A 12,903-nucleotide genomic window follows, 5' to 3' on the forward strand; every position below is an offset into this window, starting at 1 on the left:
TATGCCTTGGCCCAACAGGCTTGTAATGACCGTTCATGGTATCCCGCCTGAAATTCTGAATGCCCTGGAGGGCGCCGTCGGACAAAGCGGCGTGGCTGCCGACGCTGCCGGCATGGCGAAATACCTCTTGGACTGGTCCGGGGATCATCGCGGCGGAGCCCTTGCGGTGCTGAAGCCTGCTTCCGTCAGCGAAGTCCAGGCCGTGGTGCGGCTCTGCGGTACGCTTGGGCTCGGAATCATCCCGCAGGGCGGGAACACAGGGCTGGTGGCGGGCGCGATCGACATCTACAGCCGTGGCGCGGTGGTCGTCAGTCTGGAGCGGTTGAACGGCATCCGTCTCGTCGACGCTGACAATTTCATCCTGCAGGCCGACGCCGGCTGCATCCTGCAGCGCATCAAGGACGCGGCAGAGGCACAGGATTGCCTGTTTCCGCTGGCGCTCGGCGCACAGGGAAGCTGCCAGATTGGCGGCAATGCGGCCAGCAATGCCGGCGGCACCAACGTGCTGCGCTATGGCATGGCGCGCGATCTCATCCTCGGCCTCGAAGTCGTCCTGCCCGATGGCGAGTTGTGGAGCGGCTTTTCCGGCCTGCGCAAGGACAATCGCGGCTACGACCTGAAGCAGCTCTTCATCGGCAGCGAAGGAACGCTCGGCATCATCACCGGCGTCGAGCTCAAGCTGTTTCCGAAACCGAGCCGGGTCGAGACCGCCTATCTCGGTCTCGCCTCGTTCGAAGCGGCCATCACCCTGTTCAGGCAGGCTCGCCGGGCCTCATCCGATCTGATTTCTGCCTTCGAGATCATTGGTTCGGAGTGCATCGACCTCGCGCGCTTGATCGACGCAGACGTCGTTTCGCCGGTCGAAGCTCCCGTCCACGTGGTGATGGAACTCTCCGCAAGTGCTGCGGTCGATCTGCGCTCCATGCTGGTCGATTTCGTGGCCGGCGCCATTGAGAGCGGTCTGGTTGCTGAGGCCGTGCTTGCTGAAAGCATCGCGCAGGCCAGGGCGTTCTGGGCCATCCGGGAGGGCTTGGTCGAGGGCCAGGCAAAGCGCGGCTACCATGTGCGCACCGACCTTGCGGTCAGGATATCGGACATCCCTGCCCTCATCGATCAGGCCCGCCAATTCGTGGCGCTGGAACATCCCGGTTGGCTGCCGCAGGCCTATGGCCATGCCGGCGACGGCAACATCCATTTCAACGTCCTGCCACCACCTGGGCTCGCCGAGGGTGAAGCTCGTGCCCAAGGCGCGGAGATCACCGCCGGACTCTACCAGATCGTCGGCGCGCTTGGCGGCTCGATCAGTGCCGAGCACGGTATCGGCCGCACCCGCCATCGCACTTTCTGGGCCGGCCTGGCGCCTGCCCATCGCCGGCTCATCACGGCCCTCAAAACGACGATCGACCCTCAGGGATCGATGAATCCCGGCTGCCTGCTGCCACCGACGGAGACCTTTCCATGAAGCAAAGACTGGCCGCTATCGGCACGGTGGAGGCGCTGCCGCATCGCGTCGCCGCATTCCTCAGCCGCGAGATCGAATCCGGCGAGCTCAATCCGGGCACGCGGCTGCCAACCGAGCAGCAGCTCTCGGAAAAATTCGGCGTCAGCCGCAACGTGGTGCGCGAGGCGATCGCTCAACTCAGGGCCGATGGCATGATCGAAGCCCGGCAAGGCGTCGGCGCCTTCGTGCTGGCGCCGGAGCAGCGCGCGTCGATCCGCATCGATGGCGAGGCGCTGAAAGCGACCGGGAATATGGAGCGGCTGTTTGAGCTGCGTTGCATACTGGAAGCCGAGTCAGCCGCGCTCGCCGCCGAGCGGCGTGGGCAGGAGCACCTCGATGCGATCAAGGCGGCGCTCGACCGGATGAGCGGCGAGGAGCGCTGGCAAGAGGGTAGCATCGACGCCGATCTTTTGTTCCATCGCGAAATCGCGCGGGCAACCGGCAACAATTACATCCACACCTTTATCTCTTTCGTTTGCGAGCAGATCCGCCGCTCGATCCACTACGCGCGTCTCACCAATCCGCTGCACGACCTGGTCGAAGTCAATGTCGGGGAGCATGTGCGCATCTACGAGGCGCTGGTCGCGGGCGATCCCACGGCCGCCGAGGCGGCGATGCGCGCCCACATCATCGGCGCCGCCGACCGCGTCGGCGTCAAGCTGCCGGCATCGCGCGCCGCGCACAGCACAGGGAGATAGCCATGCCGGTCGGAGGCGCATATGCGATTTCAGACGTCTGCCTGCTCGTCGAAAACATCGAGCGGACGGTTGAATTTTACGTCGAGAAACTCGGCTTTCGCCTGCGGCGTCGCGCCGAGGGCTTTGCCGACTTCCATGGCGAGGGCGTCACACTGGCGGCGTGGGAGATCGACCACATCAACCGGCACACCGGCGTCTCGAAATTGAGGTCGCCGCGCCAGGCGCACAAGGTCTGCGTGGCGGTCAGGCTAGACGCGCCCGGCGAGATCGACCGGCTCCATGGCGAACTGGCAGCCAAGGGCGTGCCCTTCTACGGCCCGCCGGAGGATTATGTCTGGAATGCGCGCTGCGCCTATTTCACCGATCCCGACGACACGCTTTGGGAACTATACGCCTGGCTCGACGGCGGCCCCGGCGACTACCACGACGAACAGCCGTAGACGACGCCGCGCCACGGGAACGGCGCGCAATGAAGAGACGAGAACGTCTTGCAACAGGAGCGAAAAATGAGTGGGAACAGAGACTACGACATGAACCGCCGCAGCTTCGTGAAAGCCGGCTTCGCCGCCGTCGCGGCAGCTTCGGCCGGAATGCAGCTCGTGCTGACGCCCGGCGCCAGGGCTGCCGGAAAGGTCGTCATCCAGTATGATTGGTTGATGTCCAACGGACAGATCGGCGACATCGCCGCCGTCGCCAACGGCTATTTCAAGGACGTGGGCCTCGAGGTGGAATTCAGCCCCGGCGGCCCCAATGCGGCGACGGTGCCGCCGGTGATTTCGGGCGCCGCACAACTCGGCCAGTTTTCCGAAACACCGCAGCTCTACGCGGCGCGTGCCAGCGGCGTGCCGGTGAAGATCATCGCCTGCGGTTTCCGCACCGGTCCCTATGCCTTCACCTCGAAGCCTGCCAAGCCGATCCGCGGCGTGGCCGATCTCAAGGGAAAGAAGATCGGCATCCAGCCGACGGCGCGCTTCGTCATCGATGAGATCCTGGCCAAGAACGGCATTGATCCGTCCGAGGTCACCGTCGTCAATGTCGGCTTCGACAAGGCACCGCTGATGCGCGGCGACGTCGACGCGATTGGCGGATGGATCACCAACACCCAGGCACTGAGCGTCGTCGGCGACGACAGGATCGATCTTCTGGTGCGCGATCTCGGGCTGAACTCCTATGCCGACGTCTATTTCGCTACCGACACGGCGATCGAACAGGATGCGGAAACGCTGGCGAAATTCATCGGCGCCGTCGCCAAGGGCTGGGGCTGGGTGCACGCCAATCCGCAGGAAGCAGTCAAGAAGATGGTCGAGGCCTATCCGGAAATGGACCTCGGCTGGGAGCAGAAGACGATCAATCTGGTGCTGAAACTTTCCTTCGACGGTGCAACCGCCAAGGACGGATGGGGAACCTTCGATCCCGCCTCGATCGAGGAGCAGCTGGCACTGCTGGACAAGGTCGGCCAATACCCGAACGGCCGGCCCGCGGCAGCCGATGTCTACACCACCAAGATACTCGAATTGTCGGCCGCCGACCGACCCAAGCTCGACGCGCCCGCCGCTTGATGGCGAACGCGATCGAAGCCCGCAGGCTGGATGTCGGCTATGGCGGCCGGCAGCCGATGGTGAAAGTGCTCTCCGGTCTCGACCTGTCGGTCGAGGTCGGCTCCTTCCTGTCGATCCTTGGGCCTTCGGGATGCGGCAAGTCGACCCTGCTCCGGGTAGTCGCGGACCTGCTCGATCCGCTCGGCGGCTCGATCAGCGTGCTTGGCGACACACCGCATGCGGTCCGTTCGCGGCGCGACGTCGGTTTCGTCTTCCAGGACTCGACCCTGCTGCCCTGGCGCACCGTGCGCGACAACGTCCGCCTGCCGCTCGATATCGGACAGGGACGCCTGACCCGGACAATCGACGACCGAACCGACGAGCTGCTTGATCTGATGGGGCTAGCCGGGTTCGGTGAGCGTCTGCCGCACCAATTGTCCGGCGGCCAGCGCCAGCGCGTGGCGATCGCCCGGGCGCTGCTCGGGCAACCCAGGCTGCTTTTGATGGACGAGCCTTTCGGCGCGCTGGACGAGATCACCCGCGACCGCCTCAACGACGAGCTTTTGTCGTTGTGGCGGCGCACCGGCACGACCATTCTTTTCGTTACTCATTCGATCGCCGAAGCCGCCTATCTCGGAGAACGGGTCATCGTTCTCGCCGCCAATCCGGGCCGCCTGGCCAGGGACCTGGACATGCTGCCGTTCAAGCAGGCGGGCAACCGCTGTTCGCGCGAGGATCCGGCGATCGTTGCCGCGATGGCCGAACTGCGCGGCGCGCTGGAACAGGCCTCATGAGGCAGGCGCCCTTGCCATCGGCGCTGGCCGTCGCCCTGCCCGTTTTTGGCGCGGCTTCGATCCTGCTCGCCTGGCAGTTCCTGCTGCCATGGCTCGGCGTGCCGGCCTATATCGTACCGACGCCGGCGGCCATATCAGGCGTGTTCCGGAAGAGTCTTGCTTTGCTGCTCAGCAATCTCTGGCCGACGCTGATCGAGGCGCTGGCGGGATTTGTCATCGGCAATCTTGCCGGTGTGCTGCTGGCGGTGCTGTTCGTGCACAACCGCATCCTGCAGGCCGCCTATTTTCCGATCGTGCTGTTCTTCAACACCATTCCCATCCTGGCGCTGTCGCCGATCATCATCCTGATCTTCGGGCTCGGCATGACGCCGAAGATCGTGATCGCTGCGGTGATCTGCTTCTTCCCGACGCTGGTCAACATGATCCGCGGGCTGGACTCGGCCAGCGACAACGAGCACGAACTGTTCCGGGTGCTATCGGCTACGCGCTGGGAGATCTTCTGGAGCCTGCGCCTGCCGAGAGCATTGCCGATGCTGTTCTCCTCGCTGAGAATTGCTTCGGCCACGGCCGTGATCGGCGCCATTGTCGGCGAGTGGATCGGGTCGGATAAGGGCCTCGGCGCGCTCATCATCCAGGCGACCTTCAACTATCAGTCGGACCGGCTCTATGCGGCGATCGTGCTGTCGTCGTCCTTGTCGATCGCGATGTTCTCTATCGTGGTTCTGCTGGAGCGACGTGCCATCCGCTATTGATCATGCCGTCGAGCGGCCATCCGCCAGGTTCGCTGTGCGCGGGCTGTAATTTATTTTTGAATTCCATTTGACTGAATAAATCTTCGGTGCCAGTCTGGCTTCTCTCGAGGGCGCAAGGCATGGCACTGCGGGGAACCAATCAGGAGTTCGGGCGGCCGTATAACCGGCGCATCGTGCTCGAATCGATCCGCCTTCATGGCCCGATCGCCCGTGGCGACATTGCCAGGCGGGTCGGGCTCACGGTGCAGACGGTGTCGACCATCGTTCGCGAGTTGGAAGAACACGGTTACGTGCTGTCGCTGCGCGAAGAGCCCAAGGGCCGCGGCCTGCCGCCGGCAACGCTGCGCATCAATCCGGAAGGCGGCTATGCGGTCGGCATCCATGTCACCCCGCTGGGCATCAATGCCGCCCTGATCAACCTGAGCGGCGACGTCATCGAGAGCACCTACCGCGAAGCCCCAAATGCAACGCCCGACCACGCTTTCGAGCTGATCGGCGCTATGGTGCTCGAATTGACCGCATTGCGGCCCGGTGGTCGCGTTCTTGGCATCGGCATGGCGCTGCCCGGACCGTTCGGCGTGGAGTCCATGAGCTTTGTCGGGCCGACCACCATGACCGGCTGGAAAGATGTGGCGCTGCGCGAACGACTGGCCGCCTCGACCGGGCTGCCGGCCTTTTTCGAAACCGACATGGCGGCGGCTGCTATCGGCGAGCGCCTCTACGGCCTCGGCACGGCATATTCCGAATATTACTACCTCTATTTCGGCGTTGGGCTCGGCGGCGTCATGGTGCATGACGGGGCCGCATTGCGCGGCGCCTGGGGAAACGCCGGTGAAATCGGCCACATTCCCGCGGTGCCGGGCGGCGAGCCCTGTCCGTGCGGCAATCGCGGCTGCCTCGAACGGTATCTCTCGCTCGAGGCGCTGCGGCGCCGCAACATCGCCGACGCCGACTGGGTGAGCGAGATCGCGCCGATCTTCCGCAACGCCGTCACCATCATCGAAAACCTGTTCGATCCCGAAACCATCATCCTCGGCGGGCTGGCGTCCACCGACCTGCTCGAAAGGCTTGCCGGCGCGGCTGCGCACCTGCCCAATTCGGTCTCGGCGCGAAGCGACCGCACGACGCCCCGCGTCAGCGTCGCGCGCGGCGGCCAGCATGCGGTCTTGCGCGGCGCCGCCGCGCTTGCCGTCTCAGGAGTGCTGTCGCCACGCTTCGGCCAGATCTTCACCGCCGAACGCGAACGCGGGCGAGATCTCCTGCATAACAAGGGGATCGCAGCATGAGCGAACCGCTGCTGGTGCTCGATAGCGTAGCCAAGAATTACGGCGCCATCGAAGCGCTGAAAGGCATCAGCTTTTCGATCGGCAAGGGCGAAGTGGTGGCGCTTCTGGGTGACAACGGCGCCGGCAAATCGACGCTGGTCAAGATCATTGCCGGCGGCCTGGAGCCGACCTCCGGCCGCATGCTGTTCGAGGGCAAGGAATTCCTCGCCAAATCTCCCGCCGAGGCCAAGGCTGCGGGGATCGAGACGGTCTACCAGGACCTGTCGCTTTGCACCAATGTCGACGTGGTCGCCAATTTCTTCATGGGCCGCGAGATCACCAGGAAGGTTCTCGGCATTCCGGTGCTCGACGAGCGCGCCATGGAGCAGGTGGTGCAAAAGGCGCTGGCCAGCGCCGGCACCCGCATTCCCTCGCTTCGCACCAATGTCGAGCATCTTTCCGGCGGCCAGCGGCAGGCCATCGAGCTTAACCGGTTCGTGCATTTTGGCGGCAAGCTAGTGCTTCTCGACGAGCCGTTCGCGGCGCTCGGTGTCGAGCAAACGCGGCGCGGCCTCGACATGATCCGCCAGGTGGCGAGCCAGGGCATCGGCGTCGTCATCATCACCCATATCATGCAGCAGGCCTTCCAGGTCGCCGACCGGATCGTGGTGATCCGGCAAGGCGTCGTGGCTGGCGATGTCGCACGCAACAAAACAAGTCCCGACGCGGTGATCAACATGATCACCGGAGAGACGCTCGCCGGTGCCGGACCGGCGAGCTGAGGGACAAATGAGGGGTCCGGCGCAAGAGGAGCGAACGACATGAAGAAAATACTTCTTTCCGTCTTCGGTATCCTGGCACTGGCCTTTGCCACGCTCACGCCGGCATTCGCCCAGTCCAAGGGCACCGTCTACTACATGGTGCCGACATTGCTCGATGAGTTCCAGACCGGCTCGGTGAGCGCGCTGGAATTGTTCCTGAAGCAGGTCGGCTACGAGATGAAGACGCTGAACGCCGACAACAAGACCGACGCGCAGCAATCGCAGATGAACGACGTCATCGCGCTGAAGCCGGCGGCCATCATCCTTGCCGCCGTCGATTTCAATGCGCTGAAACCGTCGATCGAGGCGGCCCGTGCCGCCGGCATCCCGGTCGTCGAGTTCGACCGCCAGATCACCTCGACCCCGTCCGACTTCACCTCGGTGGCCGGAACCGTCGAGATCGGCTACGTCGCCGCCGATCAGGCGCAAAAACTCCTGACCGCGAAGAACGGCTCGGTGAAGGGCAAGATCCTGCAGGTGCTCGGCGATCCGGGCGATCCCTATACGCTCGACATCCAGAAGGGTTTCGAGGAGAAAATGAAGGCGTTCCCGGACGTCAAGATCATCTCGCTGCCGGCCATGCAATGGGCAGCGGATGCAGCCGGGACCATCGTGAACGACCAGCTGCTCGCCAACCCCGACATCGATCTGATCTTCAGCCATGCCGCGCATCTTTCGGTCGCCGCCGTCGCCTCGCTCGAGGCCGCCGGCAAGAAACCGGGCGACGTCATGCTGATGAGCTCGAACGGCGCTCCGGTCGGCCTCGACCTGATCCGCAAGGGCTGGCTCAATGTCGAAGTCGAGCAGCCGCTCTACGCCCAGGCCGCGGCGGTCGCCATGTTCATGGACAAGGTGGTCAACAAGCAGGAGATCAAGCCCGGCGAATACGACGTGCTTGGCCTGAAATCGACCCTGACCAAGGAAGCGTGGGGGCCGAACATCAAGATCCCCGGCGCTGCGATCACCAAGGAAAATGTCGATAACCCGGCCTTCTGGGGCAACATGAAGCCGCCGACCGAAACCATAAAGCCGGTCGAATAGCGAACTCGCCGGAAGCTCCGGGCCATGCCGGCCCGGAGCCCAGCCCTGCAGCCCCGGCGCGTTCAAACGGGCGCGCACGGGAACGTTGCAGCAATTTTCAACCGCGCCTGATAGTCCGAAGACCGAGTGGTTTTTTCGGGGCCATGCGCCAACCGGATCCGCAGATGAACCCCCGCACGCGCCAAACCCTCGAGTTCATCCTCGACAATCTCGTCTGGTTCATGCTGGTCTTCGTGCTGGTGGTCTTTTCCATCCTCATCCCGAACTATTTTCAGCTCGGCATCTTCGCCAACATCATCGAGGCGTCGAGCGTGCTCGGCGTGATGTCGATCGGCTTGGCGCTGGTCATCATCGCCGGCCATATGGACCTGTCGGTCGAATCGGTGGCGGCGCTCAGCGCCATGGCGGTCGGCATCCTGTTCTGCTCGTCGGGCATCGGCCTTGGCATCCAGTTGCAGCCGCAATGGCTGATGGTTCCGGTTTCGCTGCTCATCGCGCTTGCCGTCGGCGGCCTCATCGGCGCCTTCAACGGCTATCTGGTGGTCAGGGTGAAGATGAGCGCCTTCATCATCACACTGGCCTCCTACATCTGGGTGCGCGGCCTGGTGCTGGTCATCTCCGGCGGCCGCTCGGCGCAGGACCTTGCGCCGGCGATCCGCTGGTTCGGCATCCAGCGCCTGGGCGGCCTGCCGCTGACTGCCTGGATCGCCATTGCGTGTTTCGTGGTGTTCTCGCTGATCATGGCCAAGACGCCCTTCGGCAGGCACCTGGTCATGATCGGCGGCAACGAGACGGCGACCTTTCGCGCCGGCATCCGCGTCAACCGCAACCTTGTCATAGCCTTCGTTCTCGCCGGCGCCATCGCCGGCCTTGCCGGCTGGCTGCTGGCGATCCGCACCTCCGGCGCAACCGCCAATCTCGGCGTCGGCCTGTTGTTCAATGCCTTCGCCGCGGTCGTCATCGGCGGCGTCAGCCTGAAAGGCGGCGTCGGCACCTTACCCGGCGTCTATGCCGGCGTGCTGCTGCTCTCCGCCATCAACACGGCGATCAATCTGATGGGCCTGCCGGCCAACTTCACCCAGGTGATCCACGGCCTGCTGGTGCTCGCCGCCGTGCTGCTCGACGCGTTCAAGCAAACAATCCGCCAGAGGCTCGCATGAGCAGCCTACCGCAAACCGGGAGACTTTTTGGCAAGGTGGCGCTGGTCATCGGCGCCGCCCGCGGCATTGGAAAGGCGATCGCGCAGCGCTTTGCCGAGGAAGACGCAAAGGTGGTGCTGGCCGATACCGAGACCGAAGCCGGACAAGCAACGGCAGATGAGGTCGGCGCCCACTTCATTCGCACCGACATTTCGCAGATGGCCGATGCGGAAGCCGCCGTGGCGCTGGCCCTCGACCGTCACGGCCGGCTCGACATCATGGTGCAGAATGCCGGCATCTATCCCTGGCAATTGCTGGAAAACACCAGTCCCGACGACTGGGACCGGGTCATGGCAGTGAACTTGCGCGGCAGCTTCATCGCCGCGCGCGCCGCACTGGTGCCGATGAAGGCGCAGCACTTTGGCCGCATGCTGTTCACCTCCTCGATCACCGGCCCGCATGTCACCAGCCCCGGCCACGGCCATTATTCTGCGACCAAGGCCGGCATCAACGGGCTGATCCGTTCGGCTGCGCTCGAATTTTCGGGCTACGGCATTACAGTCAACGGCGTCGAGCCCGGCAACATCCTCACCGAAGGCATAGAGCAGCATCGCGGTGCGGCCTTCATCAAGAACATGGAAGACGCCATCCCGCTCGGCCGCCTCGGCAGCCCGCGCGACGTGGCCAACGCCTTCCTGTTCCTGGCCTCGGATGACGCCAGCTACATCACCGGCACGACCATCATCGTCGACGGCGGGCAGCTTTTGCCCGAGGGCAAGGATTTCCGGCTGCTGCCGCCATGATCCTCGATTTCGGCGGCGGTTTCTTCCTGCGCCGGGCGACCGCCGCCGATCATGCAGCGCTTGCGATGATCTGTCTCAAGACCGGCGATGCCGGCAAGGACGCCAGCGGCCGCGAGGACGACCCGGACCTGCTCGGCCTCCTCTACACCATTCCCTATCAGGTCCTCGAACCCGAGCTGGCCTTCATTGTCGATAGTCCCGCAGGTGCGGCCGGCTATCTGCTTGGTGCAGTCGAAACAGCCGCTTTCAATGCCAGCCTGGCATCAGACTGGTATCCCGACCTGCAGCGACGTGTCGCCGACCCGGGATCCGACAGCTCACACTGGCGCGGCAGCGATTGGGCGCGGCACAGGATCCATCATCCCGCTTTCGCTGTCCCGCCTGCACTGGCGGCCTACCCGTCGCACGGCCACATCGACCTGTTGCCGCAAGCGCGCGGGAAAGGCATCGGCAGGCGCGCGATGGCCTTCCTCGAGCAGCGCCTTGCCGCGAGAGGCTCGACCGGCATCCACCTCGAAGTCATGCCGGAGAACGATGATGCGGTAAGGTTCTACAAGGCGATCGGATTTGAGGTGGTGCAGGTGCCGAAGCGTTGTGTTTATGTGGCGAAACGGCTTGCTCATGCTCCGGCGATTGCAGGCTGAGCTGCGGCAAGCAATCGCTCAGGTTACCGGGAGGCTTATAGAACTACGATGCTGCCGTTCTGCAGCAGCCAGCTGCCCCGCGTGAACACCTTTGCCGCGGGAACGAAACCTTCGTCGGGACCACGTGTTCCACCACCAAAAAAGTCCGCAGCATCAACACGGTGCGGGCTAATTCGAGTGTTAGCGGAGCGTCTACTAGTCCAGCGGGAGCGGAAGGGGAACATCCGTAACCGTTCCCCCGGCCACAATCGAGAGCACATAAAGCAGATAAATGGCTAACACCAACAGCGCAAGGAATGAACCGCTGGCAAAGACTCCCGCAACCGTGGCGTCGGGATAAGGTTCAACTTTTTCTTTCTTGAAGATTTCTTCTTCGTTACGGGTTGTCACAACCCGTTCGCCTGGAAGCCGGTTTTTTTCAGCCTCCTTCGATATCTTATCCGCGAGATCTCCTGCGATCACAGGATCATTCGGAAGATGACTCGTAAGCCACCCAGGAATATTTTCGCTTCCGCCCATGCCCATATGCAAGTAAGATTTAGCTTTCTTTTGTGCTCCCTTAAATTACTGTAAGTTTTAACTTTCGGCAATCGTTTGCCGCATAGCGAGGCATCAGACCAGACTTAAGTCCCAACAGAAAGACCGTTTGAATCAGACTAAAGTCCTAGTAGACTCATCCGCGTCACCCGAACCGTGAAGCATTTGCGAGCGGAGATACGGTAACGACAACGAAACCATTGGTTGTGTTGAGGCTGGTGCTTGCCTGCGGACAACTCAGTATCGAGGGTCCATGTGCACTACGGGGGACCTTAGCGTCGACAAACCACGTGCGTGTTAGCCAATCTCGATACCATCACCCTCGACACGCCTGCCTTGGCTCTGCGACCTCTTCAGCAGTGAATGTGACGCCTCGATCAGCCGGCGCGATAAGGGCGATCGTGTAGCGAAGTTCCTCAATCAGCGCGGTTCCGTGTTCAGTGGTCTGACGAGCATGTGCTACTGGGATGTTATCGGGCTCCCGAGGGAATTCTTTCACGTCCGACCTCCAGGCCGTGCCGACATTATCGCGAAGGGTCAACGCCCGGCATTGACTCTGTATCCGGGCAACCAAAGAAGCCTGCCGCGTCTTTTCGATGCGGCCGGGCGATCAGAGATTGCGCCGGACGGGTCAGCTTTGGGGCGATGGAGTGTAGCCCGGTGCATGCAGATTGGCGAAATGATAAAGGATACCAGATGGTTGCGTCTACCAATCGCCAGTTGGACGAGTCGCCTGCAGTGCAGGCGTATGAGCCTGACGTGGCACGAACATGCCTGGTTGAAACACGTGGCGGAAAATGGTGGGCGATGACGGGCTCGAACCGCCGACATCTTCGGTGTAAACGAAGCGCTCTACCAACTGAGCTAATCGCCCGCTCCGGGCCGGACCTTTAAGCAGTTAGGACCGGCTTCGCAAGGCCAAATGAGCGGCCAGCGGCTTGGCCGGGAGCCGGTTTCGGCAACAAAGTTCTGCTTGTCAAAAAACCTTCTGCTGTTTGCTGTTATGCTGTCCGGGTCCGCTTGACACCCGGTGGCTTACCCCTTATCCACCGCCCCAACGACGAACACGGCTGACACGTGCTCGTCCATGCGCGGGTGTAGCTCAGTTGGTTAGAGTGCCGGCCTGTCACGCCGGAGGTCGCGGGTTCGAGCCCCGTCACTCGCGCCATTTCTCCTTGGGGTCACGTCCCCTTGATGTCGGAGAAATGTCGACGTTGATTTGTCAAAACCATCTTCTTTCGTGACCCAGTCCAGGTTCATTGCTTCGAATGGCATCGATCCTTATCCATCGACCTGCCAGCCTGTTGTGGTCCAGCCTGAAGACGATAATCTCTCGGACAGGCGCCGAGTCTAACCCATTCGCTGCCGCT

Annotated in this window: 13 protein-coding genes and 2 tRNA genes; 13 read left to right on the forward strand and 2 right to left on the reverse strand. The window is 62.9% G+C overall.

Annotation, left to right across the window (positions count from 1 at the left end; translation table 11 throughout):
* Positions 1 to 25 precede the first annotated feature (25 nt).
* The 12 genes from NKH13_RS04480 (at position 26) to NKH13_RS04535 (ending at position 10,996) form a co-directional block, all read left to right on the forward strand.
* Positions 26 to 1,462 (forward strand): FAD-binding oxidoreductase, encoded by a 1,437-nt coding sequence (locus NKH13_RS04480; protein ID WP_352714740.1) that lies wholly within the window; start codon positions 26 to 28, stop codon positions 1,460 to 1,462.
* Complete coding sequence (locus tag NKH13_RS04485; protein WP_352714741.1) at positions 1,459 to 2,199, forward strand: FadR/GntR family transcriptional regulator; 741 nt, start codon at positions 1,459 to 1,461, stop codon at positions 2,197 to 2,199. The genes NKH13_RS04480 and NKH13_RS04485 overlap by 4 nt, the downstream gene beginning before the upstream one ends.
* 2 nt (positions 2,200 to 2,201) lie before the next feature.
* A complete protein-coding gene (locus NKH13_RS04490) occupies positions 2,202 to 2,639 on the forward strand; it encodes a VOC family protein (protein ID WP_023717347.1) in 438 nt (145 codons plus the stop codon).
* 90 nt (positions 2,640 to 2,729) lie between these two features.
* Positions 2,730 to 3,758: an ABC transporter substrate-binding protein gene (locus NKH13_RS04495; protein ID WP_352715220.1), complete on the forward strand. Its 1,029-nt coding sequence runs from the start codon at positions 2,730 to 2,732 to the stop codon at positions 3,756 to 3,758.
* Positions 3,758 to 4,531, forward strand: a complete 774-nt coding sequence (locus tag NKH13_RS04500) for an ABC transporter ATP-binding protein (RefSeq protein ID WP_352714742.1) — start codon at positions 3,758 to 3,760, stop codon at positions 4,529 to 4,531. Before NKH13_RS04495 ends, NKH13_RS04500 begins: the two co-directional genes overlap by 1 nt.
* The gene (locus tag NKH13_RS04505; protein WP_352714744.1) at positions 4,528 to 5,283 is read left to right on the forward strand and encodes an ABC transporter permease; all 756 of its coding nucleotides are present in this window, start codon (positions 4,528 to 4,530) and stop codon (positions 5,281 to 5,283) included. Before NKH13_RS04500 ends, NKH13_RS04505 begins: the two co-directional genes overlap by 4 nt.
* Positions 5,284 to 5,402: 119 nt before the next feature.
* Entirely contained in the window at positions 5,403 to 6,569 is a 1,167-nt protein-coding gene (locus NKH13_RS04510) for an ROK family transcriptional regulator (protein WP_352465582.1), read from the forward strand.
* Positions 6,566 to 7,330, forward strand: coding sequence for an ATP-binding cassette domain-containing protein (locus NKH13_RS04515; protein WP_352714746.1), 765 nt, complete (start codon positions 6,566 to 6,568; stop codon positions 7,328 to 7,330). Before NKH13_RS04510 ends, NKH13_RS04515 begins: the two co-directional genes overlap by 4 nt.
* Before the next feature lie 39 nt (positions 7,331 to 7,369).
* Positions 7,370 to 8,410, forward strand: a complete 1,041-nt coding sequence (locus NKH13_RS04520; RefSeq protein ID WP_292663104.1) for a sugar ABC transporter substrate-binding protein — start codon at positions 7,370 to 7,372, stop codon at positions 8,408 to 8,410.
* A 164-nt stretch (positions 8,411 to 8,574) separates the two neighbouring features.
* Positions 8,575 to 9,570 carry an ABC transporter permease gene (locus tag NKH13_RS04525; RefSeq protein WP_031193507.1) on the forward strand — a complete coding sequence of 332 codons (996 nt, stop codon included), beginning with the start codon at positions 8,575 to 8,577 and terminating at the stop codon, positions 9,568 to 9,570.
* Positions 9,567 to 10,352 (forward strand): SDR family oxidoreductase, encoded by a 786-nt coding sequence (locus NKH13_RS04530; RefSeq protein ID WP_352714748.1) that lies wholly within the window; start codon positions 9,567 to 9,569, stop codon positions 10,350 to 10,352. Before NKH13_RS04525 ends, NKH13_RS04530 begins: the two co-directional genes overlap by 4 nt.
* On the forward strand, positions 10,349 to 10,996 hold the full coding sequence (locus NKH13_RS04535) for a GNAT family N-acetyltransferase (protein ID WP_352714750.1): 648 nt from the start codon (positions 10,349 to 10,351) through the stop codon (positions 10,994 to 10,996). The genes NKH13_RS04530 and NKH13_RS04535 overlap by 4 nt, the downstream gene beginning before the upstream one ends.
* 195 nt (positions 10,997 to 11,191) lie before the next feature.
* Here the strand turns inward: NKH13_RS04535 and NKH13_RS04540 are convergent, their stop codons facing one another.
* Both NKH13_RS04540 and NKH13_RS04545 read right to left on the reverse strand, forming a co-directional pair.
* Positions 11,192 to 11,515, reverse strand: coding sequence for a hypothetical protein (locus tag NKH13_RS04540; RefSeq protein ID WP_352714752.1), 324 nt, complete (start codon positions 11,513 to 11,515; stop codon positions 11,192 to 11,194).
* Between the two features lie 816 nt (positions 11,516 to 12,331).
* Positions 12,332 to 12,407, reverse strand: a tRNA-Val gene (locus NKH13_RS04545).
* Positions 12,408 to 12,624: 217 nt separating this feature from the next.
* Between NKH13_RS04545 and NKH13_RS04550 the strand changes: the two genes are divergently transcribed.
* Positions 12,625 to 12,701, forward strand: a tRNA-Asp gene (locus NKH13_RS04550).
* Positions 12,702 to 12,903: the final 202 nt, after the last annotated feature.

This window comes from Mesorhizobium sp. M1348 (genome assembly GCF_040317925.1).
Lineage (GTDB): Bacteria > Pseudomonadota > Alphaproteobacteria > Rhizobiales > Rhizobiaceae > Mesorhizobium.

Coding starts and splice junctions, on each gene's coding strand:
- NKH13_RS04495 (WP_352715220.1), top strand. CDS start 2,730: ATGAACCGCCGCAGCTTCGTGAAAGCCGGCTTCGCCGCCGTCGCGGCA.
- NKH13_RS04485 (WP_352714741.1), top strand. CDS start 1,459: ATGAAGCAAAGACTGGCCGCTATCGGCACGGTGGAGGCGCTGCCGCAT.
- NKH13_RS04530 (WP_352714748.1), top strand. CDS start 9,567: ATGAGCAGCCTACCGCAAACCGGGAGACTTTTTGGCAAGGTGGCGCTG.
- NKH13_RS04490 (WP_023717347.1), top strand. CDS start 2,202: ATGCCGGTCGGAGGCGCATATGCGATTTCAGACGTCTGCCTGCTCGTC.
- NKH13_RS04535 (WP_352714750.1), top strand. CDS start 10,349: ATGATCCTCGATTTCGGCGGCGGTTTCTTCCTGCGCCGGGCGACCGCC.
- NKH13_RS04480 (WP_352714740.1), top strand. CDS start 26: ATGACCGTTCATGGTATCCCGCCTGAAATTCTGAATGCCCTGGAGGGC.
- NKH13_RS04505 (WP_352714744.1), top strand. CDS start 4,528: ATGAGGCAGGCGCCCTTGCCATCGGCGCTGGCCGTCGCCCTGCCCGTT.
- NKH13_RS04540 (WP_352714752.1), bottom strand. CDS start 11,515: ATGGGCGGAAGCGAAAATATTCCTGGGTGGCTTACGAGTCATCTTCCG.
- NKH13_RS04520 (WP_292663104.1), top strand. CDS start 7,370: ATGAAGAAAATACTTCTTTCCGTCTTCGGTATCCTGGCACTGGCCTTT.
- NKH13_RS04525 (WP_031193507.1), top strand. CDS start 8,575: ATGAACCCCCGCACGCGCCAAACCCTCGAGTTCATCCTCGACAATCTC.
- NKH13_RS04500 (WP_352714742.1), top strand. CDS start 3,758: ATGGCGAACGCGATCGAAGCCCGCAGGCTGGATGTCGGCTATGGCGGC.
- NKH13_RS04510 (WP_352465582.1), top strand. CDS start 5,403: ATGGCACTGCGGGGAACCAATCAGGAGTTCGGGCGGCCGTATAACCGG.
- NKH13_RS04515 (WP_352714746.1), top strand. CDS start 6,566: ATGAGCGAACCGCTGCTGGTGCTCGATAGCGTAGCCAAGAATTACGGC.